This is a genomic window from Rhodovarius lipocyclicus (assembly GCF_009900765.1).
In the GTDB taxonomy this organism is placed as follows: Bacteria; Pseudomonadota; Alphaproteobacteria; order Acetobacterales; family Acetobacteraceae; genus Rhodovarius; species Rhodovarius lipocyclicus.
The window spans coordinates 1-25,533 of record NZ_JAAABL010000003.1; the positions used below are offsets into that span (position 1 = coordinate 1).

A 25,533-nucleotide genomic window follows, 5' to 3' on the forward strand; every position below is an offset into this window, starting at 1 on the left:
GCCTGATCCTGACCAATGACGAGGCGCTGGCGAAGAAGATCAACTCCGCGATCTTCCCCGGGCTGCAGGGCGGGCCGTTGATGCATGTGATCGCGGCCAAGGCGGTGGCCTTCGGTGAGGCGCTGCGGCCCGAATTCCGCGCCTATGCGAAGCAGGTGGTGACCAATGCCGCCGTGCTGGCGGACACGCTGAAGGGGCTGGGCTTCGGCATCGTGACGGGTGGCACGGACAACCACCTGATGCTGGTGGATCTGCGGCCGAAGGGCGTGACGGGCAAGGCGGCCGAGGGCGCGCTGGGCCGGGCGCACCTGACCTGCAACAAGAACGCGATCCCCTTCGACCCGGAGAAGCCGATGGTGACGTCGGGCGTGCGGCTGGGCTCGCCCGCCGCCACGACGCGGGGTTTTGGCGAGGCGGAGTTCCGCCAGATCGGGCAGATGATCGGGCGCGTGCTGGAAGGGCTGGCGGGGGCCAACAACCCCGACGGCAACGCGGCCATCGAGGCCGCCATCGGCGCTGAGGTCCAGGAGCTGTGCCGGCGCTTTCCGGTTTATTGAGAAAGGCGACTGATGCGCTGCCCCTATTGCGGCCATGACGAAACCCAGGTGAAGGACAGCCGCCCGGCGGAGGACGCCGCGGCTATCCGCCGCCGCCGGTTCTGCCCCGCCTGCGGCGCGCGCTTCACCACCTTCGAGCGCGTGCAGCTGCGCGAGATCACGGTCATCAAGACCGATGGCCGTCGCGTGCCCTTCGACCGGGAAAAGCTTGCGCGCTCCATCCGCATCGCCATGCGCAAGCGCCCGGTGGATGAGGAGCGCATCGAGCGCATCGTGAACGGCATCCAGCGCCGGCTGGAAACCGAGGCCGAATCCGAGATCCCCTCCCGCCGGGTGGGGGAGATCGTGATGGAAGCGCTGCGGAACATCGACGAAATCGCCTATGTCCGCTTCGCCTCGGTGTATCGCAACTTCACCGAGGCGAAGGATTTCCAGGCCTTCCTCGGGCAACTCGACAAGCCGTGACGCCCCGTGGCGTCGGAGACTGACCTGGCCCATATGCGGGCCGCTTTGCAGATGGCGTCTCGCGGCCTGGGCCGCACCTGGCCCAACCCCGCCGTGGGCTGTGTGCTGGTAAAGGATGGGCAGGTGGTCGCCCGCGGCTGGACCCAGCCCGGCGGCCGCCCGCATGCCGAGGTGGATGCCCTGGCCCGCGCGGGCGATGCCGCCCGGGGCGCCACCGCCTATGTCACCCTCGAACCCTGCAGCCATTGGGGGCGCACGCCGCCCTGTTGCGACGCGCTGGTGCGCGCGGGGGTCGCGCGCGTGGTGGTCGCCATGCGCGACCCCGACACCCGCGTGGACGGCCGTGGCTTCCAGCGCCTGCGCGAGGCCGGGGTGGAGGTGGAGGAAGGCGTGCTGGAGGCCGAGGCCAGGCGCTTCCAGGAAGGCTTCCTGCGCCGGGTCACGCTAGGCCTGCCGCTGGTCACGCTGAAATTGGCCGGCACGCTGGATGGGCGCATCGCCACCGCGCGCGGCGAAAGCCGCTGGATCACCGGCCCCGCCGCGAGGCGGGAGGCGCACGCCGCCCGCGCCCGCCATGACGTGATGCTGGTGGGCAGCGGCACGGTGCTGGCCGACGACCCGGACCTGACCATCCGCGACCTGGGCCTGCCGAACATTCCGCGCGTGCTGTTCGATGCCCGGCTGCGCACGCCGCTGGGCGCGCGGCTGGTGACGACCGCGCGCGAAACCCCCACCTGGATCGTCACCCGCACCGGCCACCGGCCGGACCGGCTGGCGCCCTATCTGGAAGCCGGCGTCGAGATCATCCAGGCCCCCATGCAGCCGGGCGGTGGGCTGGAGCCCCGGGCGGCGCTCGGCGCCCTGGCCCAGCGCGGCGTCACCCGCGTGTTCTGCGAGGGCGGGGCCAGCCTGGCGGGCGCTTTGCTGGGGGCTGGGCTGGTGCAGCGCGTGATGTGGTTCCATGCTCCGGCCGTGATGGGGGGCGATGGATTGCCCGCCGTCGCGGCTTTCGGGGTGGACGCCCTGGCTTCCATGCCCAGATACCGGCGTGTGGCCACCCGTGTTCTGGGCCCTGATCTGTTGAGCGAGTTCGAGGAGGAGCCCTGATGTTCACGGGGATTGTGACCGCGCTGGGCACGGTGCGAGAGGTGCAGCCGATCGGCGGCGGGCACGACATGCGCGTGGTGATCGGCGTGGCGCCGGAATTCCTGGCGAAACCGGAAACCGCGCTCGGTGCCTCCATCTGCTGTTCCGGCGTGTGCCTGACGGTGGTGCGGCTGGCCGATGACGAGTTCCTGGTCGATGCCAGTGCCGAGACCCTGTCGAAGACCACGCTCGGCCGCTGGCGCCCCGGCAGCCGGGTGAACCTGGAACGCAGCCTGCGCCTGGGCGATGAATTGGGCGGGCATATCGTCAGCGGCCATGTGGATGGCGTGGCGCGCGTGGTGTCGGCCACGCCCGAGAACGCCTCCGTCCGCTGGCGCTTCCGCGCGCCGGAGGGCTTCGCCCGCTATGTGGCGCAGAAGGGCAGCGTGGCGCTGGATGGCGTCTCGCTGACGGTGAATGAGGTGGAGGGCGAGGAATTCGGGGTGAACATCATTCCCCATACCGCCGCCCACACCACATTCGGGATCTTGCAGCCGGGTGATCCGGTGAATTTCGAGGCCGATACGCTGGCGCGCTATGTCGCCCGGCAGCTGGAGTTCCGCGTATGAAGACCGTGACGAGCAGCCTGCATGAATTCCTCGCCCCCACCGAGGAACTGCTCGATGAGGCCCGGCAGGGCCGCATGTTCATCCTGGTGGATGACGAGGACCGCGAAAATGAGGGTGACCTGGTCATCCCCGCGCAGTTCGCCACACCGGACGCCATCAACTTCATGGCCAAGCACGCGCGTGGCCTGATCTGCCTGGCGATGACCCGCCATCGGGTGGAGCAGCTGGGCCTGCCGCTGATGGCCCAGCGCAACGGCACCCGGCACCAGACCGCCTTCACCGTCTCGATCGAGGCGCGGGAGGGGGTGACCACGGGCATCTCGGCCGCCGACCGCGCCAAGACCGTGGCGGTGGCCGTGAACCCCGAGGCCGGGCGCGACGACATCGTGACCCCGGGCCATGTCTTCCCGCTGGTGGCGCGTGAGGGCGGCACGCTGGTGCGCGCCGGCCACACCGAAGCGGCCGTGGATTTCGCGCGCCTTGCGGGCCTCAACCCCTCCGGCGTGATCTGCGAGATCATGAACGAGGACGGCACCATGGCCCGCCTGCCGGACCTGGTGAGCTTCGCGCAGAAGCATGGCCTGAAGCTCGGGACCATCGCGGACCTGATCGGCTATCGCCGCCGCACGGAGCGGCTGGTGACGCGCGTGGAGGAGGGCGAGATCACCCATGCCGTCGGCGGCGCGTGGAAGGTCATCGTCTATTCCACCAAGCTGGAGCCGGGCGAGCATGTGGCGCTGATCAAGGGCGACATCTCCGGCCCCGAGCCGGTGCTGACGCGCATGCACGCCGCCAACCTGCTGCATGACCTGGTGGAGGGTGCCGGCACCCGCGAACTGCACGCCGCCATGCGCGTGATCGAGGCCGAGGGCCGTGGCGTGGTGGTGCTGCTGCGGGATTACCGCCCGGACGGCATCAGCACCCAGGTGCGCGGCCGGCGGGAGCGCGTGCCGAGCCCCGCGCTGCGCGACTATGGCATCGGCGCGCAGATCCTGGCCGATCTGGGCCTGACGGAGATCATCCGCCTGTCCAACAACCCCCGCCCCGTGGTGGGGCTTGAGGGCTATGGGCTGAAGGTGCTGGAGACCCGGCCAGTCGCGCCGGAAGGCGCGCCCTGACGTAGCACGCCGGAAGGCGGGCCCTGAGCCTGACGCCCTAGTGGCGGGCTCCGTCCCGGGCAGGCTGTGCCGCCCGGGGCTTTAGCGCGATGGCGCGTCCAGACCGACGAAAATCTCCGAGCCGGCCGTGCGATATGCGTGGCCGGGTGCATCTGACGTGCCCGCCGCCGCGTCGTAACCCATGTCGGCACGCACCGCTTCGCTGATGCAAAATCTTACAATTGCGAAGATGGACAAAACATTACCAAATATCCATGTATCCCTTCGTGGTGATCAACCGAAAGCCCATGCAGAGATCGCGGGGCGCCATGGGGCGCCTCGGTGCTGGATCCGCACAATAGAGGACTAGAACCATGAAGAACGCCATCAAGATCACGCTGTTCGCCTCCACCCTGATTCTGGGCGGTTTCGTCAACAATGCCCGGGCGGAGGGTGAGTGGACCAATGAGTATCCGCGTGTCGCCAGCAACAATATTGTCGGCGGCGGCCCGGTTGTGATCGCGAACACTGGCAACAGCGGCATGCCCACCGAAACCCGCGCCGTGGCTCCCGCCACTCCGCTGCATGCCCAGGCCGAAGCCCGGCCGACGCAGCAGGCTGGCCACACGGCGCCGCAACTCGGCTCCCAGTCCTCCGGCGCGTAAGCCCGGCTGGCTGAGCGAGGCGGCAAGGGGGTTCCATGCCCCCCTTGCCGCCTTACCCTTTATTGGGGTCCAATGGGCGTCAAGAAGATTGAGAGACGTCCATGACCATTCCCGCCATCGACCAGGGCCTGCGCGCCCGCGCCGCCGAATTCGCCCGCACCCATGTCGCCCCGCGCGCGGCTGAGATCGACCAGAGCCGTGAATACCCTTGGGACATCGTAGGCAAGCTGGCCGAGGCGAGTTTCATGGGCATGTCCATCCCGCGCGAATGGGGCGGGCAGGGCAGGGACTTCCTGGATGTCTGCGTGGTGGTCGAGGAAATGGCCAAGCACTGCACCGTCACCGCGCGCATCGTGGTGGAGGGCAATATGGGCGCCATCTCCACCATCATGGCCTTCGGCAGCGATGCCCAGAAGCGTTGGGCGGCCGATCTGGTGCTGGCCGGCGACAAGCCCGCCATCTGCATCACCGAACCCGAGGCCGGCAGCGACGCCACCGGCATGCGCACCCGCGCCGACAAGCGCGGCGACCGCTGGGTGATCAATGGCGTGAAGCACTGGATCACCGGCGCCTCGATTTCCAAGGTGCATCTGATCTTCGCGCGCGCGCATGACGAAAACGGCCACTTCCTGGGCATTGGCGGCTTCCTGGCGGAACGCGGCCAGAAGGGGCTGGAGATGACCCGCCGCGAACCCACCATGGGCCTGTGCGGCATGCCCGAGGGCGAGCTGACCTTCACCGATCTGGAAGTGCCCGACGAGATGGTGCTGCGCGCCCCGGGCGGCTTCCAGCGCGGCTTCGCGCAGCTCATCAACGCCTACAACTCCCAGCGCGTGGGCGCGGGCACGGTGGCCATGGGCATCGCCGCCGGCGCGCTGGACCATGCCCTGGCCTGGGTGAAGGAACGCGAGCAGTTCGGCCGCCCGATCGGCGAATTCCAGGGCCTGCAATGGATGCTGGCCGATATGGGCACGCAGCTCACGGCCTCGCGCCTCATGCTGCATGCGGCCGCGGCCTCCCGCGGGCCGAATGGCAGCCTGTTCCCCGACCCGGAGCTGGCGGCGCAGGCGAAGATCTTCGCCTCCGAGGCCGCGATCAAGATCGTGAACGATGCGTTGCAGATGTTCGGCGCGCGCGGCTATTCGCGGAACTGCCCGGTGGAGCGCATGGCGCGCGACGTGCGCATGTTTACCATCGGCGGCGGCACGGCGCAGGTGCTGCGCACGCTGGTGGCCTCGAAGCTGCTGGGCTGGAAACTGCCGCAGACCCGGGGCGACGCCGCCATCGCGCCCCTGCGCGCGGCGGCGGAATAGCGGCGCGGGGTGCTGGCGCGCGCGCCCGCTCTGGGCGAAAAGCGCGCATGACCCTGCGCCTAGAGGACATTCACCACGCCTTCGGGCCGCGCGAGATCCTGCGCGGCATCAGCCTGGAGGTGAAGCCGGGCGAGATCCTGTGCATCCTCGGCCCCTCGGGCGATGGCAAGACCACGCTGTTGCGCCTGGTGGCGGGGCTGGAGGCGGTGCAGCGCGGCCGCATCACCCTCGATGGCCGGGTGCTGGCCGAGCCGGGCCGCGAATTGCCGCCCGAGCAGCGCCATGTGGGCTTCGTATTCCAGGACTACGCGCTGTTCCCGCATCTGACGGTGGCCGAGAATGTGGGCTTCGGCCTGACCGGCCTGTCGCGCGGCGAACGCGATGCCCGGGTGGCCGAGGCGCTGGCCCGGGTGCGCCTGACGGAGAAATCCGCCGCCTGGCCGCACCAGCTTTCGGGCGGGCAGCAGCAGCGCGTGGCCCTGGCCCGCGCGCTGGCCCCGCGCCCCGCCGCCCTGCTGCTGGACGAGGCCTTCGCCAGCCTCGACGCCCGCCTGCGGGAGGAAGTGCGCGACGACACGCTGCATGTGCTGCAACAGGCCGGCATCCCCGCCCTGATCGTGACCCATGACGCGGAGGAGGCCATGTTCCTGGCCGACCGTATCGCCCTGCTGCGCCATGGGCTGGTGGAACAGATCGGCTCGCCGGAGGAGCTGTATCTGCGCCCGGCCTCCCCCTTCGTCGCCCGATTCCTGGGCGAGGTGAACCAGATCCCGGCCGAGATGCGCGATGGCGTGGCCCACAGCGCGCTGGGCGTGCTGAAGGCCGCGCTGCCCGATGGCCCCGCCACGCTGCTGGTGCGGCCGGAGGGGTTGCGCCTGCTGCCCCCCGGCACCGCCGGCGCCGTGCCTGCCCGGGTGGAGGCCAGCCGCCTGCTGGGGGCCACCACCATGGCGCATCTGGCGCTGACCGCGCCCTCGGGCGAGGTGCTGCACCTGCACGCCCGGCTGCCCCCCGGCACCGGGCTGAAACGCGACGATGTGGTGGGGCTGATCGCCGATCCCGAGCGCGCCTTCGTTTTCCCACCGGACTTGGCGGGATGACTTCGGGCGCATGGCTTCCTAGATCATGGCCTTGCTGCTAACCAACCCATACCGGAAAAGCGGGGCCATCCCCCGCCGCGAGAGGGACAATGTTGTTCGACCTGGCTTGGTCCGAAATCGCGCTCATTGGGGTGGTGGCCGTTGTCGTCATCGGTCCCAAGGAGCTGCCGAACGCCATCAAGGGCATCGCCTCCGGTATTCAGAAGGCGAAGAAATCGCTGCGGGAATTCCAATCCCAGGCGGATGAGCTGGTGCGCGAAGCGAACCTGACGGACGTTCGCGACAAGATCCACGAAGTGCGCAACACTATCAGCGACATCCGCCGCTTCGATCTGAAGGGGATGGTGGAGAAGACGGTGGACGGCGACGGCACCATCCGTGGCGCCATGGATGGGCTGTCGGGCAGCACCACCCCGGCCTGGACGCCGCCCGCGACCGCCGCGACCACGGCGGGCGCGCCGGATTTCATCCCGCCCGCGACGCTGGCCCCCTATATCCCGCCCCCGCCGCCGGCCACGGCCGCCACGACGGAAGGCGCGCCGGACTTCCTGCCGCCCGCGACGCTGACGCCCGCCGAATTGCTGGCGCCGAAGGAGGAGCCGAAGGCTGAGGAGCTTCCCGCCGAGGAACCCCCCGCCGTGATCCCGCCCGAAGCCACGGCCCCCGACGCCACCACCCCGGCGGAACCCCGCCCGGCCAACACCCAAGCCTGAGAAGAGACACGCGTGGCAACCGAGCCGGCCGAAGACCCGATCGACGACAAGCCCATGCCCCTGATGGAGCACCTGATGGAGCTGCGCACGCGCCTGCTCTATTCGGTGGTCACCTTCGGTATCGCCTTCGGCCTGTGCTACTACTTCTCTGGCCAGATCTACGGCTTCCTGGCCCAGCCGCTGGCCGACATCCTGGCCGAGCAGGCGCGCCTGGCGGGCGGCGCCGGCCCCGACCGGCGCATGATCTTCACCCAGCTGTATGAGGCCTTCTTCACCTACCTGAAGGTGGCCTTCTTCGGCGCGGTGTTCTTCAGCTTCCCGATGTGGGCCACCCAGCTGTGGCTGTTCATCGCCCCCGGCCTGTACCGCAGCGAGAAGCGGGCGATCCGCCCCTTCCTGCTGGCTTCCCCGGTGCTGTTCGTGTCGGGCGCGGCGCTGGCCTACTACTTCATCTTCCCGCTGGCCTGGAAGTTCTTCATCAGCTTCGAGACGCCCCCGGGCTCCGGCGGCATTCCCATCCAGCTGGAAGCCAAGGTCAGCGAATACCTCTCGCTGGTCATGCAGATGATCCTGGCCTTCGGGCTGGCCTTCCAGATGCCCGTGGCGCTGACGCTGCTGTGCAAGGTGGGCATCCTGCAGGTGGACACGCTGCGCAAGGGCCGCCGTTACGCCGTGGTGGGCATGTTCATCATCGCCGCCGTCATCACCCCGCCTGACATCATCAGCCAGGTGGGTTTGGCTTTGCCGCTGATCCTGCTCTACGAGATCTCCATCCTCGCCGCGAGCTGGATGGTGCCGAAGCCGCAGCCGGAAGAATAAGATGCACGATATCCGCGCCATTCGCGCCAACCCGGCCGCTTTCGACGCCGCGCTGGCCCGCCGGGGCATGGCCCCGGCTACCCCCGCCATCCTGGCGCTGGACACGGAGCGCCGCGCCTTCCAGACCCGCCAGCAGGAAGCCCTGTCCCGCCGCAACGCCCTGGCCAAGGAGATCGGCCAGAAGAAGCGCGGGGGCGAGGACACCACCGCGCTGGAGGATGAGGCGCGCGAGCTGCGCAACCTGATCGAGGCGACGGACGAGCTGGGCCCCAAGCTGGAATTCATGCTGGCCAGCCTGCCCAACATCCTGGACGCCGAGGTGCCGGACGGCGCCGACGAGACCGCCAATGTGGTGCTGCACCAGCATGGCGAACCCGTGCGGATCGAGGGCGCCAAGGAGCATTACCAGCTGGGCGAGGCGCTCGGCCTGATGGATTTCGAGGCCGCGAGCCGCATCGCCGGCGCCCGCTTCGTGGTGCTGAAGGGCGCGTTGGCGCGGATGGAACGCGCGCTGGGCCAGTTCATGCTGGACCTGCACACGGGCAGCCATGGCTACACCGAATGCGCCGTGCCGCTGATGGTGAACGACGCCGCGGCCTATGGCACCGACAAGCTGCCCAAATTCTCCGAGGATCTGTTCAAGACCACCGACGGCCGCTGGCTGATCCCCACCGCCGAGGTGCCGCTGACGGCCCTGAACATGGGCGAGATCATCCCCGAGCCGCATGAGCCGCTGCGCTACACGGCGCTGACGCCCTGCTTCCGGTCCGAGGCCGGAAGCGCCGGGCGCGACACCCGCGGCATGCTGCGCCAGCACCAGTTCCAGAAGGTGGAGATGGTCTCCATCTGCCGCCCCGAGGACAGCGAGGCCGAGCACGAGCGCATGACCCACTGCGCGGAGCGCGTGCTGACGGAACTCGGCCTGTCCTGGCGGCGGGTGTTCCTGTGCAGCGGCGACACCGGCTTCGGCGCCGCCCGCACCTATGACCTGGAAGTGTGGCTGCCCGGGCAGCAGGCGTGGCGGGAGGTTTCCTCCTGCTCCAACACGCGCGATTTCCAGGGCCGGCGCATGAACACCCGCTTCAAGCGCGGCAAGGAGACGGTGTTCATCCACTCCCTGAACGGGTCGGGCGTGGCGGTGGGCCGGGCGCTGATCGCGGTGATGGAAACCTGGCAGCAGCCGGACGGGTCCGTCATCATCCCGCCGGTGCTGCGGCCCTATATGGGTGGGCTGGAGAAGCTAGGCTGAGGCCTGGCTACTGCCGCAGGATCCGGCTGGCGATCAGCCCGGTGGCCAGCCCCCAGAACGCCGCGCCGATCCCGAAGAAACTCAGCCCCGAGGCGCAGGTGACGAAGGTCAGCACCGCCGGCAGCCGCCCTTGCTCGCTGAGCATGGAGCCTTGCAGGGCCGAGAGCAGCGCCCCCAGCAGGGCCAGCCCCGCGACGCCCTGGATCAGCACCGGGGGTGCTGCGGCCACGGCGGCCACGGCGTGCCCGGCGCCGAAGGCCAGCGCGATATAGCCCAGCCCGCAGACCAGCCCCGCGATCCAGCGCTTCGCCGGGTCGGGGTGGGATTCGGGGCCGGCGCACAGCGCCGCCGTGATGGCCGCGAAATTCACCAGATGCCCGCCGATGAAGGCCCCCAGCGCGCTGACCACGCCCGTCGCCACGAACACCGGCGCCGCGGGCGGGCGATAGCCATTGGCCTGCAGCACCGCGATGCCCGGCACGTTCTGAGAGGCCATGGTGACCAGGAACAGCGGCAGCCCCACGCCGATCATGGTCGAGAGGTCGAAGCGCGGCGCCACGAACAGGATATGCAGCCCCGCATGCTCGAAGGCGCCCTGGGGCAGGGGGGTGAAGACCGTGATCATCACCGCGGTCAGCGCCACGGCGGCGGGCACGGCCCAGATGCGCGCCACCCGCAGCATCACCAGCCACAGCAGCACCACCGGCAGCGCCAGGGCCGGCAGAGCGCCCACCGCCCGTGCCGGGGCCAGGCACAGGTCCAGCAGCACGCCGGCCAGCATGGCATTGGCGATCGGCGCCGGGATGGCCTGCACCAGCTTCAGCAGCGGCTTCACGAAGCCCGCCGCGATCACCAGCGCCGAGGCGAACAGGAACGCCCCCACGGCGGCGGGAAAACCCCCGGCGGGCGCCACGCTGGCGGCCAGCAGCGCCGCCCCCGGCGTGGACCAGGCGATGGAGATGGGCATGCGCCAGATCAGGCTGCACGCCGCGCCCAGCACGCCCATGCCCAGCGCCACGGCGAACAGGGCCGAAGCCGCCTGCTCCGGACCCGCGCCCATGGCGGCGAAGCCCTGCAGCACCACCGCGAAGGAGGAGGAGAACCCCACAAAGGCCGCAAGCAGCCCCAGAATCACAGGCTGCATCATGGCGTCAGGTCGATCCGGCTGGAAATACGGCTGGGCTGGCGGCCGAGGCGCAACATCTCTCCATCGCGCCAGCGATGCAGCAGATCGGCCCAGTGCCGGCTGAACGGGTGGCCCGACTGCCCGGTGGCGATGATGGCATAGAGGCCGTCCGGCGTGGCCATATCCGCCACCAGCCGCAGCCCGGCCCCGTGCACATGCGCGAAGGGCAGGCCCGGCAGCGCCCGCATCCCCCCGCGAGAGACGGTGTTGCCGTCACCGCCCGTGGGCACCGTCAGCCGCATCAGCCAGGAGATGCCGGGGATCACGCGCAGCACCGGATGTTCCAGCAGCGCCTGATGCGCATCGCCCCAGCGCCAGGCGCCCGGGTCGCGGCCATAGGTGGCGGAAAGCTCCGTCATGGTGGTGGTCAGGGCGCGGCCGGCCTGATCGGCGCAGCTGGGCCGGCACAGGAAGGCCGCGTCACCTGACAGGATGCGCGCCAGCAGTTCGGGCGTCGCGGCCTCGACCGGGGCTTCGGCTTCCAGCAGCACTAGGGTCAGGAAATGGCGCGACCAGCCGTTCCAGATCAGCGGCTGCGGCAGGGGGGTGGCCATATCGCCTTCCCAGGCCTTCAGCATGTCCTGCGCGATGGCGGCGGGGCCGGTCAGGCTCAGCCCGCGCAGCAGCGGCAGGCTGGCGCGCGCCAGCACCGAGGTGGTGTCGAGCTGGATGCCCGCCATCACCGCCGCGTCCGGCCGGCGCGTGCCGTCCAGCAATTCGTGGATGCGGCGGAAGCGGCTGTCATCGGGGAAATCGCGCGCCAGGAAGACCCCCTGGTCCGGCGGCGCGGGGCGGTTGTTGGCGTTCACCAGCCTGCCGGAGGCAGGGGCGATATTGCGCGGCATAGTCTCGGGCGGGTGGAAGCCGTCCCAATCCGCCAGCCCGTCATGGCCGGGCATGGGCAGCGCGCCATCGCCCATGCGCCGGCGAGGAATGCGGCCGGTGACGAACATGCCGATCGCCCCCGCCCGGTCCGCCACCATCAGGTTCTGGGAGGGCGACATGAACAGCGCCGCCGCCTGGCCCGCATCCTCCACCCCGCGCGCGGCGTTCAGGCGTGCCAGCGCATCGGCGGTGCGGTCCCTGGGCGCGAGGTTGGCCATGGCCACCGCCAGCACCCGGCCGTCGCGGCGCGGGATCTCGTCCAGGTCGGACATGACGGGGCCGTGCCGGGTCTCGCGCACGGTGATGGAGACAGGGTCGCCGCCGCGCACGCGGATCAGTTCGCGCCGCGTGAGGAAGGGGCGGGGGCCGCTTTCGGTCTCATAGCGCAGGTCATCGACCACGCGCTCGACGAACACGTCCTGCGTGTCGGCGTGGGTGGTGGTGAAGCCCCAGGCGAGGGATTCGTTGCGGCCGATCACGAACATCGGCACGCCGGGTGCCGTGGCCCCGCCCCGGAAGCGTCCGCCCGGCAGCTCCACCCGCGCCAGATACCACAGGATGGGCGCCGAGAAGCCCAGATGCGGGTCGGAAGCCAGCAGCGCGCCCCCGGTGCCGGAGCGCGCGGCATCCAGCGCCCAGGCATTGCTGGCGGAATCGGGGTGCGGAATCTCCCGCGGGAATTGCGGCAGGGCGGCCAGCAGGCTGCCCAGCCCCGGCAGCGCCGCCGCCTGGCGGTCGGGCTCGCCCGAGGTGGCGTCGGGGGCCACCAACTCCCACAGCCTGCGGGCGCCGATGCGTTGCAGCCAGTCGGCGCGCTCGATCTCGGTGCGCCAATTGCCCGACAGCCACAGCCCCATCAGCTTGCCCCAGATCAGGCTGTCGGCGGGGCGCCAGGGCTCGGGCGTGCCGAACCACAGGAATTCGGGGGCGATGAAGCGGCCGCGCTGGGCGATGCGGGCATTCACCCCGGCGGCATAGGCCTCCAGCAGGGTGCGGGTCGCCAGGGACAGGCCCGGCAGGTCGGCCTCGGCCCGGTCGCCCAGGCCCACGGTGCGCATGAAGCGGTCCAGCCGCAGCCCACCCTCGCCCAGCAGTTCCGACAGGCGGCCCTGGCCGGTGCGGCGCATCAGCTCCATCTGGAACATGCGGTCGCGTGCGTGCAGCCAGCCCATGGCCATGGCGGCGTCGGTCTCGGTCGCGGCCTGGATGCGCGGCACCCCGGCATTGTCCATGGTGATGGTCACCGGCGCCGACAGGCCGGGCAGGCTCAGCCGCTCATTCTCATCGGGCAGGGTGATCCAGATCGCCGCCGCCAGCGCGAGCACGGGCAGCCCCAGCCAGAAAATGGCCAGGCGCAGCCAACGAAACCGGGATGAGTGGCGGCGCATGCTGCGCGTGATACGCGACGCGGCGGCCCACGGCTACCGGGCCGCCGCAGAAGTTTATGGGATCATTCGGGCTCGATGCCCGCGCCGCGTACCATCTCGCCCCAGCGCTGGATCTCCGCCACCACGAAGGCGCCGAGCTCCTGCGGGGTGGAGGTGAAGGCATCGAAACCGAGATCGGCCAGCCGGGCGCGGCTTTCCGCCCGGGCCACGATGGCGCGCAGCGCGCCGTTGACGGTGGCGATGATCTCGGGCGCCATGCGGGCGGGGCCGAAGATGGCGTTCCAGCTGGTCAGGTCGAAGCCGGGCGCGCCCACCTCCGCCAGGGCCGGGATGTCGGGCATCAGGGCGGAACGTTCCTTGGTCGTCATGCCCAGCACCCGCAGCTTGCCGTCGCGCACCAGGCCGAGACTCGCCGCCAGGTCCACCAGCATCCAGTCTACGCGCCCGCCCATGATGTCGGACATGGCGGGGGGCGTGCTGCGATAGGGCACATGCAGCATCTGCGTGCCCGTCAGTCGCGCGATGGTGGCCGAGCCCACGATGCCGGTGGAATTGCCCGAGGCATAGCTGACGCCATCCGGCCGCGCGCGGGCGGCGGCGATCAGGTCGGCCAGGGCGCGATAGGGGCCGTCGCCGCGCACCACCAGCCAGAAGGGCAGATTGCCCATCCGGCAGATCGGCGAGAAATCGGCCACCGGGTCGTAATCCAGCCGGCGCAGCAGGGCGGGGTTGGCGGCGTGGCTGGTGTTGGTGGTCATGAACAGGGTGTGGCCATCGGGGGCCGCGCGCGCCACCGCCACGGCGGCGATGGTGGCATTGGCGCCGGCGCGGTTTTCCACCACCACCTGCGCGCCGCCCAGTTCCTGCGACAGCCAGCCCGCCGTCAGCCGCGCCACCGCATCGGTGCCCGAGCCGGCGGCGAAGGGCACCACCAGCGTGATGGGGCGGCTGGGCCGCCAGGACTGGGCGTGGGCGATGGCGGGCAGGGCAAGCGCCGCCCCCAGGATACTGCGTCTTTGCATGGCTTCCTCCGTTTCGTGAAAGCCTGCCTTGCCTGTCAGCCGGGGTCCAGACCCAGCTGCACCGCCTGGCGCCCGCGCGCCCAGGCCAGCATGCCGGCGGCGCGGCCATGCCATTTCACCCGGCGCGGGTCCCGCACGCGCAGCGCGGCCTTCAGGCGCAGTTCCGGCCACAGCATCAGGAACAGCGCCCAGGCCGAGCGCAGCCCCCGGTGCTTGGCCTGCACATGCAGCCGCGACCAGCCCTGGTGAAAGGCCTTGCACCATTCCAGCCGGGGAGAGGGCGCGCTGGACCGCCCCCCGGCATGCTGGATGCGGCACCCCGCCACATGCACCAGCGCCCAGCCGCGCGCCACGAGGCGCAGGCAGATGTCGTCGTCCTCGCCATACAGGAAGATGGCGGGGTCGAAGCCCGCCACGGCGCGGAAAGCCTCCATGCGGAAGAACATGGCCGAGCCGCCCACATAGTCCAGGCAGCAATCCCCGGCCGGCATGGGCATGGCCCGGCCGCGCGGGGGCGTGAAGGGCGTCGCGTGGCCGAATTGCAACGCGCCGTCGTCGCCGAAGATCTCGGGCGCCAGCATGCCGGCATCGGGGTAGCGCGCCGCTGCTTCCTCCAGCGCCGTCAGCACGCCCGGGGTCAGCCGCGCATCGGCGTTCAGCAGCAGGCCGAAGGGGGTGGAGACACGCTCGAAACCGCGATTGGCGCCGCGCCCGAAGCCCAGGTTGGTCGGCGCGCGCACCAGCGTCAGATCGGGCCGCAGCGCCAGGGCCACCGCCACGCTGTCATCGGTGCAGGCATTGTCCACCAGCACCACCGGAACCCCGGCCGGGATGGAGGCCAGGCAGCCGGGCAGCACCGCCGCGGAATTGAAGGCGACGATGACGACGCTGGTGAGGGAGGAACCGGGGTCGGACATGAACGGCTTGGGGATAATCGACCGGCCATGGGGGAGCTAGCCCGCATCCGCCATCATGACTGGCTATTCATGAACGCCCCCCGGCCCGCCAGCGCGGCGGGCCGGAAGGCGGCGGCCTCAGGCCATGTTCACCATGATGGTCTTCTTGTGGGTGAAGTGCTCCAGCATGGATTCCAGCGAGGCTTCCTTGCCGAGGCCAGAGTTCTTCACCCCGCCATAGGACAGGTTCGGCTGCACCACGAGGTTCTGGTTCACCTGCACCAACCCTGCCTCCAGCGCATGGGCGAAGCGCAGCGCGATCTTCAGGTCGTTGGTCCAGACGGTCGCGGCCAGGCCGAATTCGCTGTCATTGGCCTCGGCCAGCACGCTGTCGGCGTCGTCGAAGGGAAAGACGACGGTGACAGGGCCGAAGATCTCCTCGCGCACCAGCCGGCTGTCCTTGGACAGGCCCGTGAAGATGTGCGGCTGGATGAACAGCCCCTTCTTCAGCGCGCTGTCGGACGGCATGGCCGAGCACGCGCGGCCGGTGGCGCCGGCGGTGGCCTGGCCCTCGGCGATGAAGCCCTTCACCTTCTCGAACTGGCCCGGGGAGATGATGGTGCCGATGTCCGTCTTCTCGTCCAGCGGGTCGCCCATCACCATGGCGTCCACGCGCTTGGCCATCTCGGCCACGAACTTCTCGAAGATCGGGCGCTGCACGAAGATGCGGCTGGCGGCCGTGCAGCTCTGCCCCTGGCGGGTGAAGCGCATGGAGGTCAGCGCGCCGGCCACCGTCTTCTCGAAGTCGCAATCCGCGAAGACGATCATGGGCGACTTGCCGCCGAGTTCCAGCGTGACCGGGATCAGCTTCTCGGCCGCGGCGCGGGAGATGATCTTGCCGGTCTCGACCGAGCCCGTGAACGTCACCTTGCGGACCAGCTTGTGCTCGACCAGCGGCGCGCCGCATTCGGCACCCTGGCCCGAGAGGATGTTGAACACGCCGGGCGGCAGCACGCGGTTCACCAGCTCGACGATGCGCAGCACCGCCAGCGGCGCTTCCTCGGCCGACTTCACCACGATGGCATTGCCCGCCACCAGCGCGGGTGCGGCCTTCAGCGCCATCAGCATCATGGGGATGTTCCAGGGGATGATGGCCCCCACCACGCCCAGCGGCTCCCGCACCGTGATGTTCAGCACGTCGGGGCCGAAGGGCACGGTCTCGCCCTTGATCTCGCCGCCGAGGCCCCCGAAGAACTCGAAGATATCGGCGACATTGTTCGCCTCGACCCGGCTTTCGGTGCGCAGCGCCTTGCCGGTTTCGAGCGCCACCAGGCGGGACAGCTCCTCCACATGCTCGCGGATCAGCGCGGCCGCCTGATAGACCAGCGCGCCGCGCTTGCGGGCGGGCATCTTCGCCCAGGCCTTCTGGGCCTCGGCCGCGTTGGTCACGGCGGCGTCAACGTCCGCGGCATCGCCCTCGGCGGCGGCCGCGACCTGCTCACCGGTCGCGGGGTTCACCACCGGGAAGGTCTTGCCGGAGACGGCGGGCACATAGCGCCCGCCGATGAAATGCTTGCCCGACAAGGCCTTGGCCAACGCGAAGGGGTCGGTCGTGGGGGCAAGCGGGGTGGGGTGGGGGGTGTCCAGCATGGCTTTTCCTCCGGAATCAGGGGCCGGAGGATGCGCCGGCGGGCGCCCCGCTGCAACCTAGCCCTGGCCGGTCCGCGCCTGGGACGCGAAGGCGTTGAGCTGTTTGACCGTCGCGTCGAAGCGCCCCTCGGCCTCCGCGTCGCGCAGGAAGCGCACGCGCTCGACCAGGATCTCCGGCGGGGTGGGCTGGCGGGAGAGCAGGGCCATCACCTCATCGATGAACTCCGCCAGCGGCATGTAGCCCGGGCGGCTTTCCTGGCCGGGCGTCAGGCCCGTCTGCACGGCGGGCGGCGCCAGCTCGATCACCTCGACCTTGCCCTTCAGCACTTCCCGCAGCGCGATGGTGTAGGAATGCATCGCGGCCTTGGTGGCGTTGTAGGTGGGGGTGCTCAGCAGCGGCACGAAGGCCAGGCCCGAGGTCACGTTGATCAGCGCGGCATCGGGCTGGGCCGCCAGATGGTCCACCAGCGCATTGGTCAGCCGGATGGGGCCGAGCAGGTTGGTGGTGATGGTCGCCTCCGCATCCGCCAGGTCGCGGCGGGTGTCCAGCGCCTCGAAGCGCATGATGCCGGCGTTGTTGAGCACCACGTTCAACGCCGGGTGCGCGGCGACCAGCCCGGCCGCGAAGGCGTCGATCGCGGCGGCGCTGTCGATGTCCAGCGCCACGGCATGCATGCCGGCGCGCCCCGCGCAGGCCCGTTGCAGGGCCTCCAGCTGCCGCCCGGCCACGATCACGGTGTTGCCCGCATCATGCAGCCGCTGCGCCAGCGCCGCGCCGATGCCCGAACCGCCGCCGGTGACGAGGATGGTGTTGCCCGTGGGTTTCATGGGGGTTCTCCTGTGTGCCACCCCCATATCCGCCTGCCGCTCTCCACTTGAAAGAAGGCACCTGAAATATCTATACTTACCTGATGGAGAGTGGAGAGACGCGGCAGCCCACGCCGCCCGACCAGATCGACCCGAAGGTCCAGGCGCTGGTCAATGAGCTGATCGGCCGTGTGGCCGACAAATGGACGATGCTGGCGCTGGAGGAGCTGGAACAGCGCGGCGTGATGCGCTTCACCGAGCTGTCGCGCGCGCTGACCGGCATCAGCCAGAAGATGCTGACCCAGACGCTGCGGCAGATGGAGCGGGACGGGATGGTGACGCGCACCGTCCACCCCGTGGTGCCGCCACGCGTCGATTACGCGCTGACCGAACTCGGCCGCAGCCTGGGCGCGGCCTTTTGCGGCGTGTGGATCTGGGCGGAGGAAAACCTGCGCCGCGTCGAACAGGCGCGCCTGGATTTCGACGCGGCGCGAGCGGGCTAGAGGTAGCGCTCGTTGTCCAGCGTGTTCTCGCGCCCGATCTTGTCCCCGAACTGGGAGACGAAGGTGTCGGCCGCCTGATAGCCGTAGTCGCGCAGCGTGCTGAGGAAGGACCAGTCGCCGTTGAACTTCGTGCTGAGCTTGAAGGCGCGCATGCGCTCCTCATCCTCGATGCTGTGCAGGAAGATGCGGCGATAGCGCGGCTGTTCCAGCCGCCCCGATTCCAGCAGCCGCTGCACGAAGTCGATGGCGCGGATCTCGCTCATCAGGCTGGCGTTGAAGCTGATCTCGTTCAGCCGGTTCATGATGTCGCTGACCGAGGTCGGCAGCTCCGGCCGGTACAGCGGGTTCAGCTGCACCAGGATGATGTCGGCCGCCATGCGCTCATGATACAGCGGCCACAGGGCGGGGTTGCCCAGATAGCCGCCATCCCAATACGCCTCGCCGTCGATTTCCACCGCCTTGAAGATGTTGGGCAGGCAGGCGGAGGCGAGCAGCGCGTCCACCGTCAGTTCCTCCCGCCGGAACACCTTGGGCTTGCCGGTGCGCACGTTGGTGGCGCTGATGAACAGCCGGATCGCGTTGCTGTCGTTGCGCAGGCGTTCCAGGTCCAGCACCGATTCCAGCGCGCGCCGCAGCGGGTTGAACTCGATGGGGAAGGGATTGAACTGATAGGGCGAGGCCACGCGCGTCAGCGTATCGAAGGCGTTCCAGGCGAAGCTGTAGGTCATGTCCCAGCCCCAGATCGCGCGCTCGATCGGGTTGGTCTGCAAGGGAGACACGGCGAAGCGCGTGCCCAAGTCCCGCCAGAAGCGGTCCATCAGGTTGCGCGCGCCCATGCGCCCGCCCTCACACATGCCCTGGGCGAACAGCGCCGCGTTGATGGCCCCGGCGGAGGTGCCGGACATGCCATCGAAATCCAGCCACTCTTCCTCCAGCAGCCGGTCCAGCGCGCCCCAGGTGAAGGCGCCATGGGTGCCGCCACCTTGCAGGGCCAGGTTGATGCGCCGGGTTTCCCGCGCCAGAATCGCGGGGGCGGGCGGCTGCCGCGGCAGGACATCCATCAGTTGGCGACCCACCCGCCATCGATGGAGAGCGCGGAACCGTTCACGCTGCCGGCCTGCGGGCGGCACAGATAGAGCGCCATCTCGGCCACGTCCTCGACCTCGACCCAGCGCTTGTTGGGCTGGTGGACCAGCAGCTTTTCCTTCAGCGCCTGTTCCTCGCTGATGCCGAACTTCTCGGCCAGCGGCTTCACCTGGGCTTCGGCCAGCGGGGTGCGGACGAAGCCGGGGCAGATGGCGTTGCAGGTGACCGGGCTTTCCGCGATCTCGATCGCGACGGTCTTGGTCAGCCCCACCACGCCGTGCTTGGCGGTGACATAGGCGGATTTGAAGGGGCTGGCGACCAGGCCGTGGGCGGAGGCCACGTTGATGATGCGCCCGCGCTTGCGCGCCAGCATGGCCGGCAGCGCCGCCTTAATGGCGTGGAAGTTGCTGGACATGTTGATCGCGATGATCGCGTCCCACTTCTCGTCCGGGAAATCCTGCACGGGCGAGACGAACTGGATGCCCGCGTTGTTCACCAGGATGTCCAGCGTGCCCAGCGCCTTCTCAGCATCGGCGATCATCTCGCGGATGGAGGCGGGCTTGGACATGTCGGCGGCGGAGTAGGGGGCCTCGGCCACGCCCATGAGGGCGCCGATCTCGGCGCGGGCGGCGGCGATTTCCTCGGGCTTGCCGAAGCCGTTCAGCATCACGCGGGCGCCGGCGGTGGCCAGGGCCTTGGCGATCCCCAGCCCGATTCCCGAGGTGGAACCCGTGACAAGGGCACCCTGGCCCGAAAGGAAGCGATCAGACATAAGCGCTTTCAGCCCCTGAAATTGGTGTGATTTGAGCGATTGGCATACGCTCAACGCTGCATCGCGGCAACAGGATGCCATATGGAGTGGCGGTTCGCGGAATTCACCCGGTTGACGCGCACCCCCGGCACTTCCTATACGCCCTCATCCCCCGGGGCGCCCAAAGCGCATCCGGCGATATTGTTTGTTCTCGCCGTTCAGGAGTTTCCGCTGTGAAGCGCACGTACCAACCCTCCAAGCTCGTCCGCAAGCGCCGTCATGGCTTCCGCGCCCGCATGGCGACCGTGGGTGGCCGCAAGGTTGTGGCCACGCGCCGCGCCAAGGGCCGTAGCAAGCTCTCCGCCTAAAGCCGATGGCCGGCCTGGCCCGGCTGACGCGCCTGAAGCGACGCGCCGAATTCCTGCGGGTGGCCGGTAAGGGCCGCAAGCTGGGGCGGGGCGCGTTGCTGGTGCAGGTGCTGGAAGGCGGCGGTGACGAGGCCACGGGCAATGCCCGCCTCGGCTTCACCGCCACCAAGAAGCTGGGCAATGCCGTGGTGCGCAACCGCGCCAAGCGCCGCATGCGTGAGGCCGCCCGGCTGGAGCTGAGCGCCAACCCCGCCCCTGGCCACGATATCGTGCTGGTGGCGCGGGAACCGATCCGTGAGGCGGGCTTCGCCGCCATCCGCGCCGATCTGGTCCTGGCCCTGAACAAGCTGGGCGTGAAGCGGAACCAGTCATGAGCCTGGCCCGCCTGAACCCCGGGTTCCGCAACCCGGGGGTGCTGGCGCTGAAAGGCGCCGTGCGCACCTACCAGTACACGCTGCGGCCCTTTATCGGCGCCCATTGCCGGCATTGGCCCAGCTGCTCCGAATACGCGCTAGAGGCGTTGGACACGCACGGCGCGCTCAAGGGCTCGGCCCTGACCGCCTGGCGCATCCTGCGCTGCAACCCCTGGAATCGCGGCGGCTACGACCCTGTACCGCCAGCCCGGACCTGAACGCCCCCATGGACCAGAAGCGCCTGCTGGCGGCCATCGCCATCTCTGTCGGCATCATGCTGATGTTCGAGGTGTGGAACCGCAGCCACACGCCGGCCCCCGCGCCGCAGCCCACCACGGCCAGCGCCCCGGCGAGCCCGGCCGCCACGCCAGCCCCCACGGCCGCCGCCACCCCGGGTGACACGGTGGCCAGCGCCACCCCGGCGCGCGCGCAGGCCGAGCGCGTCACGATCGAGAACCCGCGCCTGTCCGGCAGCGTCTCGGCCCGTGGCCTGGTGCTGGATACGCTGATCCTGACCACCTACCGCGAGACGGTGGACCGCAACTCCCTGCCGGTGCAGCTGCTGGCGCCGCGTGGCCGCCCGGAGGGCTATTTCGCCCAGTGGGGCTGGACCGCCGCCGACGGCCGCACCCGCGTGCCCGATTCCGAGACCGACTGGACCGTCAGCGGCGGCCCGCTGGCCCCCGGCCGCGACGTGACCTTCACCTGGGAGAACGGCCAGGGCCAGACCTTCCAGGCCGTGATGGCGCTGGACGCGAACTATATGGTCACCGTGCGCCAGTCCGTGCGCAACGCGGCCGCGGAGCCCGTTTCCGTGCTGCCCTGGGCCCGCATCCGGCGTGAGCGCACGCCCCATGTCGCGGGCTATTACGTGCTGCATGAGGGCTATGTGGGCGTGCTGAACGGCCGCCTGACCGAGATCACCTACGCCAACGGCAAGAAGGCCGGCGAGGGCACCGCCGGGCTGGCCAGCCAGATCGAGAGCAGCGACGGCTGGGCCGGCTTCACCGACAAGTACTGGCTGACGGCGCTGATGCCGGCCGAGAACGGCACCCGCCTGACCCATGCGCTGCGCCACATCACCGATGCGGGCGTGGACCGCTGGCAGGCCGACATGGCCCCGCCCGCGGCCCAGCAGATCGCCCCGGGTGCCACGGCCGAACTGGCCACGCGCCTGTTCGCGGGCGCCAAGGAAGTGGCGCTGCTCGACAGCTATCAGTCCAGCCTGAACATCCGCGATTTCGACAAGGCGGTGGATTTCGGCTGGTTCTACTTCATCACCAAGCCGTTCTTCTACGCGATCGACTGGATCTTCAAGGCGACCGGCAATTTCGGCATCGCCATCCTGATCTTCACCTTCGCCCTGAAGCTGGCCTTCTTCCCGCTCGCCAATCGCGCCTATCACTCGATGGCGAAGATGAAGGCGCTCGGCCCGAAGATGCAGGAGATGAAGGAGCGCTATAAGGACGACCCCGCGCAGCTCCAGAAGGAGATGATGGGCCTGTACAAGTCGGAGAAGGTGAATCCCGCCTCCGGCTGCCTGCCCATCCTGCTGCAGATCCCGGTCTTCTTCTCCCTGTACAAGGTGCTGTTCGTCACCATCGAGATGCGTCACGCCCCCTTCTATGGCTGGATCCATGACCTCTCGGCGCCGGACCCCACCAACCTGTTCACCGCCTTCGGCTATATCCCCTGGGATGTGCCCAGCTTCGCGCATATGCCCGCCTGGGCGCTGATCATGGGCGTGACCATGTGGATCCAGCAGAAGCTGAACCCGCAGCCGCCCGACCCGGTGCAGGCCAAGATCTTCGCCTGGATGCCGGTGATCTTCACCTTCATGCTGGCCAGCTTCCCGGCGGGGCTGATCATCTACTGGGCCTGGAACAACCTGCTTTCGGTCGCGCAGCAGTGGTGGATCATGCGCGGCGACCGGCTGAAGAAGCGTTCGGCGGCGGCGTGAGCGGAAGCATCCCTCCCACCACCCGGATGCCCCTCGGCCTGCTCGATGCGCGGGACGAGGCCGAGCGGGCACTGCTGATCGAAGCCGGGCGGGTGCTGTTCGCCCAGCGCTGCGAGTTCTACTACGCCTCGCAGCGCATCGATCAGCTGCCGCCGGTGACGCTGCCGGAGGTTGCCTTCTGCGGGCGGTCCAATGTGGGCAAATCCTCATTGATGAACGCGCTGACGGGGCAGAACGCGCTCGCGCGCGTTTCCCACACGCCGGGGCGCACGCGGCAGCTCAACTTCTTCAACCTGGGCGACACGATCGGCCTGGTGGACATGCCGGGCTATGGCTACGCCCAGGCGCCGAAATCGGTGAAGCAGGACTGGCAGGGGTTGATGTTCGACTACCTGCGCGGCCGGCCCAGCCTGCGCCGGGTGCTGCTGCTGCTGGATGCGCGGATCGAGACCAAGGCCTCCGACCACATGGCCATGCAGCTGTTGAACACGGCCGCGGTGTCCTTCCAGATCGTGCTGACCAAGGCCGATGACGCCAAACCCTTCTGGCTGAAGCAGCGCCAGGAGGAAGCGCAGAAGCTGGTGCGCAAATACACCGCCGCCCACCCGCTGGTGCTCACCACCAGCAGCGAGAAGGGCACGGGTATCGACGAAGTGCGGGCCGAGATCTTCTCCCTCACCCTCGGCTGAATTTGTAGCCCGGCCGCTGCTTGACCCCCGCGCGCCGGGCGGCCAAACCCATGGGCCAAGTATCTGAACGCATCGGAAAGCCAGCCATGCTCGAGCCCACCCCGGACCAGATGGACATCATCGCCGGAGCCCTGCCGTATCTGAAGCGCTATGACGACCAGATCGTGGTGGTGAAGTACGGCGGCCACGCGATGGGCCAGGAGGAGACGGCCCTGTCCTTCGGCCGCGACATCGCGCTGCTGGAACAGGTGGGCATCAACCCCGTGGTGGTCCATGGCGGCGGCCCGCAGATCAACTCCATGCTGAAGCGACTGAACGTGCAGTCCACCTTCGTGCAGGGCCTGCGCGTGACCGATGAGGCGATGGTCGAGGTGGTGGAGATGGTGCTGGCCGGCACCGTCAACAAGCAGGTCGCCAATGCCATCACCCGCGCCGGCGCCCTGGCGGTCGGCATCAGCGGCAAGGACGGCAACCTGATCCGCGCCCGCCGCGTGACCCGCACGGTGAAGGACCCGGACAGCAACATCGAGCGCGTGTTGGACCTCGGTTTGGTGGGTGAGCCGGAGCAGGTGGACACCAAGGTGCTGCGCCTGCTGATCGACGCGGACATCGTGCCCGTGGTGGCCCCGGTGGGTGCCGGCCCCGATGGCCAGACCTACAACATCAACGCCGATACCGTGGCCGGTGCGGTGGCCGGGGCGCTCAGCGCCGAGCGCCTGCTGCTGCTGACCGACGTGCCCGGCGTGCTGGACGAGAACAAGACCCTGATCCCGGAGATGACGGTGGCCGAAGTGCGCGCCGGCATCGCCAGCGGCATGATCTCGGGCGGCATGATCCCCAAGGTGGAAACCTGCATCTACGCGATCGAGCGTGGGGTGAAGGGCGCCGTGATCCTGGACGGGCGCGTGCAGCACGCCGTGCTGCGCGAGCTGTTCACGGATGGCGGCGCGGGCACGCTGATCCGCGCCTGAGGCGGCCTCACGCCGGGGTCAGCACATAGGCTGCCCCGGCGCGCTGGGCGATGCCCTTGATCAGTTCGTCCAGCGCGGGCGGGATGGGGATGCCCTTCGCCAAGCGCTGCGCCTTGGCCTCGTCCTCGGGCTCCCCCGCGACCTTCACCGGCACTTCGGCCTTGGCCCGGGCCGCGCCGTGCAATTCGTCGATCACCGCGTCCAGGTCATCCTCGAACTCGCCCTCGGGGCGGAACACGTCCGGGCGCAGGGCCAGGAAGAAGTGGCCGATATTGTTGGGGTCGCCATCGCGCTGCACGCGGTTGCGGATGGGCGAGAAGCTGGCCCCCACCAGGCAGCCGCCCAGGATATGGGCCAGCATCGCAAGCCCGTAGCCTTTGTGGCTGCCCATCGCCCCGGTGCCGCCCAGCGGCGTGATGCCGCCTTCCTTGCGGCGGAAGGTGTATTCGAACCCCTCATGCGGGTCGGTCACGGCGTTGCCCGCGCCGTCCACCACCCAGCCCTCGGGCACCGGCTTGTCGTTGAGGTGATAGACCTTGACCTTGTTGCCCGCGACGGTCGTGGTCGCCATGTCCAGCACGAAGTCGTTGTGGCGGCGGGACGGCGCCGAAAAGGCGATCGGGTTGGTGCCCAGCACCGGCTCCGACGCGCCGGTCGGCACCATGATGACGCCGCGCGTGGAAGACGTGACCAGCCCGATCATCCCCTTGGCCGAGGCGATGCGGGCATAGGCGCCGGCGGCGCCGAAATGGTGGCTGTTCACCACGCCGACCACGCCCACGCCATGCGTGCCGCCCAGCTCCACCGCCAGCTCCATCGCCTGGACCGAGACCGGGTGCCCCAGCCCATCCTCGCCCGAGAGGAAGGCCGTGGCGCCCAGCCGCCGCAGCTCCTTCGGGCGGTTGGCGATGCGCAGCTGGCCCTTCTGCATCATCTCCTCATAGTTCATCAGCATGCTGATGCCGTGGCTGTCGACCGCCATCAGGTCGGTCTCGGTCATCACGTCGGCGGTGGTTCGGGCCAGGTCCTCCGGCATGCCCCAGGCGGTGAGCACCGCGAGGCATTGGGCGCGGACGGAAGCGGCGGTGGCATGCAGCATGTGTGGTTTTGATCCGGTATCGCGCAGCCGGGTCGTGGCGCTGCTGGCAGCGTTGTCCGGCTCGATGCGCATGGTGTTTCCTCTCCACGCAGCTTCAGGCTTGTCCGGACAGGCGTCAACCATGCATGCAACGCATGACGTGGCCCGCAAACCTGCCGGTTGCGAC

General features: G+C 69.4%; 26 protein-coding genes and 1 pseudogene. 18 read left to right on the forward strand and 9 right to left on the reverse strand.

From position 1 onward, the window contains the following. From glyA to serS, 11 genes and pseudogenes are all read left to right on the forward strand, one after another. A pseudogene (gene glyA, locus GT007_RS05150) lies at positions 1-557 on the forward strand (serine hydroxymethyltransferase); the annotation flags it as partial. A gap of 12 nt (positions 558-569) precedes the next feature. Next, positions 570-1,022: a transcriptional regulator NrdR gene (gene nrdR, locus GT007_RS05155; RefSeq protein ID WP_160120518.1), complete on the forward strand. Its 453-nt coding sequence runs from the start codon at positions 570-572 to the stop codon at positions 1,020-1,022. 51 nt (positions 1,023-1,073) lie between these two features. Next, positions 1,074-2,129 (forward strand): bifunctional diaminohydroxyphosphoribosylaminopyrimidine deaminase/5-amino-6-(5-phosphoribosylamino)uracil reductase RibD, encoded by a 1,056-nt coding sequence (gene ribD, locus GT007_RS05160; RefSeq protein ID WP_236571517.1) that lies wholly within the window; start codon positions 1,074-1,076, stop codon positions 2,127-2,129. Further along, a complete protein-coding gene (locus GT007_RS05165; protein WP_160120519.1) occupies positions 2,129-2,737 on the forward strand; it encodes a riboflavin synthase in 609 nt (202 codons plus the stop codon). The genes ribD and GT007_RS05165 overlap by 1 nt, the downstream gene beginning before the upstream one ends. Next, the gene (gene ribB / locus GT007_RS05170; protein ID WP_160120520.1) at positions 2,734-3,855 is read left to right on the forward strand and encodes a 3,4-dihydroxy-2-butanone-4-phosphate synthase; all 1,122 of its coding nucleotides are present in this window, start codon (positions 2,734-2,736) and stop codon (positions 3,853-3,855) included. The genes GT007_RS05165 and ribB overlap by 4 nt, the downstream gene beginning before the upstream one ends. Positions 3,856-4,208: 353 nt before the next feature. Next, positions 4,209-4,499, forward strand: a complete 291-nt coding sequence (locus tag GT007_RS05175; RefSeq protein ID WP_160120521.1) for a hypothetical protein — start codon at positions 4,209-4,211, stop codon at positions 4,497-4,499. Positions 4,500-4,600: 101 nt separating this feature from the next. After that, the gene (gene acdA / locus GT007_RS05180) at positions 4,601-5,812 is read left to right on the forward strand and encodes a 3-sulfinopropanoyl-CoA desulfinase (protein WP_160120522.1); all 1,212 of its coding nucleotides are present in this window, start codon (positions 4,601-4,603) and stop codon (positions 5,810-5,812) included. 47 nt (positions 5,813-5,859) lie between these two features. Beyond that, positions 5,860-6,912 carry an ABC transporter ATP-binding protein gene (locus tag GT007_RS05185; protein WP_160120523.1) on the forward strand — a complete coding sequence of 351 codons (1,053 nt, stop codon included), beginning with the start codon at positions 5,860-5,862 and terminating at the stop codon, positions 6,910-6,912. An 89-nt stretch (positions 6,913-7,001) separates the two neighbouring features. Continuing rightward, on the forward strand, positions 7,002-7,625 hold the full coding sequence (gene tatB, locus GT007_RS05190) for a Sec-independent protein translocase protein TatB (protein WP_160120524.1): 624 nt from the start codon (positions 7,002-7,004) through the stop codon (positions 7,623-7,625). Positions 7,626-7,679: 54 nt separating this feature from the next. Beyond that, positions 7,680-8,444, forward strand: a complete 765-nt coding sequence (tatC, locus tag GT007_RS05195; protein WP_160120739.1) for a twin-arginine translocase subunit TatC — start codon at positions 7,680-7,682, stop codon at positions 8,442-8,444. Position 8,445: 1 nt separating this feature from the next. Beyond that, positions 8,446-9,693 (forward strand): serine--tRNA ligase, encoded by a 1,248-nt coding sequence (serS, locus tag GT007_RS05200; RefSeq protein ID WP_160120525.1) that lies wholly within the window; start codon positions 8,446-8,448, stop codon positions 9,691-9,693. Positions 9,694-9,700: 7 nt separating this feature from the next. On the opposite strand, the gene GT007_RS05205 is transcribed toward serS, so the two are convergent. The 6 genes from GT007_RS05205 to GT007_RS05230 form a co-directional block, all read right to left on the reverse strand. Continuing rightward, positions 9,701-10,840: a benzoate/H(+) symporter BenE family transporter gene (locus GT007_RS05205; RefSeq protein WP_160120526.1), complete on the reverse strand. Its 1,140-nt coding sequence runs from the start codon at positions 10,838-10,840 to the stop codon at positions 9,701-9,703. Continuing rightward, positions 10,837-13,152 (reverse strand): penicillin acylase family protein, encoded by a 2,316-nt coding sequence (locus GT007_RS05210; protein WP_160120527.1) that lies wholly within the window; start codon positions 13,150-13,152, stop codon positions 10,837-10,839. Before GT007_RS05210 ends, GT007_RS05205 begins: the two co-directional genes overlap by 4 nt. 62 nt (positions 13,153-13,214) lie before the next feature. Beyond that, the gene (locus GT007_RS05215) at positions 13,215-14,174 is read right to left on the reverse strand and encodes a Bug family tripartite tricarboxylate transporter substrate binding protein (RefSeq protein WP_160120528.1); all 960 of its coding nucleotides are present in this window, start codon (positions 14,172-14,174) and stop codon (positions 13,215-13,217) included. 35 nt (positions 14,175-14,209) lie between these two features. Further along, positions 14,210-15,091 carry a glycosyltransferase family 2 protein gene (locus GT007_RS05220; RefSeq protein WP_160120529.1) on the reverse strand — a complete coding sequence of 294 codons (882 nt, stop codon included), beginning with the start codon at positions 15,089-15,091 and terminating at the stop codon, positions 14,210-14,212. A gap of 117 nt (positions 15,092-15,208) precedes the next feature. Beyond that, positions 15,209-16,720, reverse strand: coding sequence for an aldehyde dehydrogenase family protein (locus tag GT007_RS05225; protein WP_160120530.1), 1,512 nt, complete (start codon positions 16,718-16,720; stop codon positions 15,209-15,211). Positions 16,721-16,777: 57 nt separating this feature from the next. Next, positions 16,778-17,548, reverse strand: coding sequence for an SDR family oxidoreductase (locus tag GT007_RS05230; protein ID WP_160120531.1), 771 nt, complete (start codon positions 17,546-17,548; stop codon positions 16,778-16,780). An 83-nt stretch (positions 17,549-17,631) separates the two neighbouring features. Here GT007_RS05230 and GT007_RS05235 point away from each other — a divergent pair, with 83 nt between their 5' ends. After that, positions 17,632-18,030, forward strand: a complete 399-nt coding sequence (locus tag GT007_RS05235; RefSeq protein WP_160120532.1) for a winged helix-turn-helix transcriptional regulator — start codon at positions 17,632-17,634, stop codon at positions 18,028-18,030. Here GT007_RS05235 and GT007_RS05240 read toward each other — a convergent pair. Beyond that, the gene (locus tag GT007_RS05240) at positions 18,027-19,091 is read right to left on the reverse strand and encodes a patatin-like phospholipase family protein (RefSeq protein ID WP_201451798.1); all 1,065 of its coding nucleotides are present in this window, start codon (positions 19,089-19,091) and stop codon (positions 18,027-18,029) included. The genes GT007_RS05235 and GT007_RS05240 overlap by 4 nt on opposite strands. Then, complete coding sequence (locus GT007_RS05245) at positions 19,091-19,888, reverse strand: 3-hydroxybutyrate dehydrogenase (RefSeq protein WP_160120533.1); 798 nt, start codon at positions 19,886-19,888, stop codon at positions 19,091-19,093. The genes GT007_RS05240 and GT007_RS05245 overlap by 1 nt, the downstream gene beginning before the upstream one ends. Positions 19,889-20,100: 212 nt before the next feature. On the opposite strand from GT007_RS05245, the gene rpmH reads away from it, so the two are divergent. The 6 genes from rpmH (at position 20,101) to argB (ending at position 24,268) form a co-directional block, all read left to right on the forward strand. Next, positions 20,101-20,235 (forward strand): 50S ribosomal protein L34, encoded by a 135-nt coding sequence (rpmH, locus tag GT007_RS05250; RefSeq protein WP_160120534.1) that lies wholly within the window; start codon positions 20,101-20,103, stop codon positions 20,233-20,235. Positions 20,236-20,240: 5 nt separating this feature from the next. Continuing rightward, a complete protein-coding gene (gene rnpA, locus GT007_RS05255; protein ID WP_160120535.1) occupies positions 20,241-20,609 on the forward strand; it encodes a ribonuclease P protein component in 369 nt (122 codons plus the stop codon). After that, positions 20,606-20,866 (forward strand): membrane protein insertion efficiency factor YidD, encoded by a 261-nt coding sequence (yidD, locus tag GT007_RS05260; RefSeq protein ID WP_160120536.1) that lies wholly within the window; start codon positions 20,606-20,608, stop codon positions 20,864-20,866. Before rnpA ends, yidD begins: the two co-directional genes overlap by 4 nt. Before the next feature lie 8 nt (positions 20,867-20,874). Beyond that, positions 20,875-22,608 (forward strand): membrane protein insertase YidC, encoded by a 1,734-nt coding sequence (yidC, locus tag GT007_RS05265; protein WP_160120537.1) that lies wholly within the window; start codon positions 20,875-20,877, stop codon positions 22,606-22,608. A gap of 26 nt (positions 22,609-22,634) precedes the next feature. Continuing rightward, on the forward strand, positions 22,635-23,297 hold the full coding sequence (gene yihA, locus GT007_RS05270) for a ribosome biogenesis GTP-binding protein YihA/YsxC (protein ID WP_160120741.1): 663 nt from the start codon (positions 22,635-22,637) through the stop codon (positions 23,295-23,297). Positions 23,298-23,383: 86 nt separating this feature from the next. Next, the gene (gene argB, locus GT007_RS05275) at positions 23,384-24,268 is read left to right on the forward strand and encodes an acetylglutamate kinase (protein ID WP_201451799.1); all 885 of its coding nucleotides are present in this window, start codon (positions 23,384-23,386) and stop codon (positions 24,266-24,268) included. Between the two features lie 7 nt (positions 24,269-24,275). Here the strand turns inward: argB and GT007_RS05280 are convergent, their stop codons facing one another. Next, entirely contained in the window at positions 24,276-25,439 is a 1,164-nt protein-coding gene (locus GT007_RS05280; RefSeq protein WP_201451800.1) for an Ldh family oxidoreductase, read from the reverse strand. Positions 25,440-25,533 lie beyond the last annotated feature (94 nt).

Bases quoted from the DNA above. Each gene is read 5' to 3' on its own strand.
- acdA (WP_160120522.1), top strand. From the start codon at position 4,601: ATGACCATTCCCGCCATCGACCAGGGCCTGCGCGCCCGCGCCGCCGAA.
- GT007_RS05175 (WP_160120521.1), top strand. From the start codon at position 4,209: ATGAAGAACGCCATCAAGATCACGCTGTTCGCCTCCACCCTGATTCTG.
- argB (WP_201451799.1), top strand. From the start codon at position 23,384: ATGCTCGAGCCCACCCCGGACCAGATGGACATCATCGCCGGAGCCCTG.
- rnpA (WP_160120535.1), top strand. From the start codon at position 20,241: ATGGCCGGCCTGGCCCGGCTGACGCGCCTGAAGCGACGCGCCGAATTC.
- serS (WP_160120525.1), top strand. From the start codon at position 8,446: ATGCACGATATCCGCGCCATTCGCGCCAACCCGGCCGCTTTCGACGCC.
- GT007_RS05165 (WP_160120519.1), top strand. From the start codon at position 2,129: ATGTTCACGGGGATTGTGACCGCGCTGGGCACGGTGCGAGAGGTGCAG.
- yidD (WP_160120536.1), top strand. From the start codon at position 20,606: ATGAGCCTGGCCCGCCTGAACCCCGGGTTCCGCAACCCGGGGGTGCTG.
- GT007_RS05185 (WP_160120523.1), top strand. From the start codon at position 5,860: ATGACCCTGCGCCTAGAGGACATTCACCACGCCTTCGGGCCGCGCGAG.
- ribB (WP_160120520.1), top strand. From the start codon at position 2,734: ATGAAGACCGTGACGAGCAGCCTGCATGAATTCCTCGCCCCCACCGAG.
- GT007_RS05205 (WP_160120526.1), bottom strand. From the start codon at position 10,840: ATGATGCAGCCTGTGATTCTGGGGCTGCTTGCGGCCTTTGTGGGGTTC.
- yidC (WP_160120537.1), top strand. From the start codon at position 20,875: ATGGACCAGAAGCGCCTGCTGGCGGCCATCGCCATCTCTGTCGGCATC.
- tatB (WP_160120524.1), top strand. From the start codon at position 7,002: ATGTTGTTCGACCTGGCTTGGTCCGAAATCGCGCTCATTGGGGTGGTG.
- GT007_RS05245 (WP_160120533.1), bottom strand. From the start codon at position 19,888: ATGTCTGATCGCTTCCTTTCGGGCCAGGGTGCCCTTGTCACGGGTTCC.
- nrdR (WP_160120518.1), top strand. From the start codon at position 570: ATGCGCTGCCCCTATTGCGGCCATGACGAAACCCAGGTGAAGGACAGC.
- GT007_RS05220 (WP_160120529.1), bottom strand. From the start codon at position 15,091: ATGTCCGACCCCGGTTCCTCCCTCACCAGCGTCGTCATCGTCGCCTTC.
- GT007_RS05225 (WP_160120530.1), bottom strand. From the start codon at position 16,720: ATGCTGGACACCCCCCACCCCACCCCGCTTGCCCCCACGACCGACCCC.
- ribD (WP_236571517.1), top strand. From the start codon at position 1,074: ATGGCGTCTCGCGGCCTGGGCCGCACCTGGCCCAACCCCGCCGTGGGC.
- GT007_RS05240 (WP_201451798.1), bottom strand. From the start codon at position 19,091: ATGGATGTCCTGCCGCGGCAGCCGCCCGCCCCCGCGATTCTGGCGCGG.
- GT007_RS05210 (WP_160120527.1), bottom strand. From the start codon at position 13,152: ATGCGCCGCCACTCATCCCGGTTTCGTTGGCTGCGCCTGGCCATTTTC.
- yihA (WP_160120741.1), top strand. From the start codon at position 22,635: ATGCCCCTCGGCCTGCTCGATGCGCGGGACGAGGCCGAGCGGGCACTG.
- GT007_RS05230 (WP_160120531.1), bottom strand. From the start codon at position 17,548: ATGAAACCCACGGGCAACACCATCCTCGTCACCGGCGGCGGTTCGGGC.
- GT007_RS05215 (WP_160120528.1), bottom strand. From the start codon at position 14,174: ATGCAAAGACGCAGTATCCTGGGGGCGGCGCTTGCCCTGCCCGCCATC.
- GT007_RS05235 (WP_160120532.1), top strand. From the start codon at position 17,632: ATGGAGAGTGGAGAGACGCGGCAGCCCACGCCGCCCGACCAGATCGAC.
- GT007_RS05280 (WP_201451800.1), bottom strand. From the start codon at position 25,439: ATGCGCATCGAGCCGGACAACGCTGCCAGCAGCGCCACGACCCGGCTG.
- tatC (WP_160120739.1), top strand. From the start codon at position 7,680: ATGCCCCTGATGGAGCACCTGATGGAGCTGCGCACGCGCCTGCTCTAT.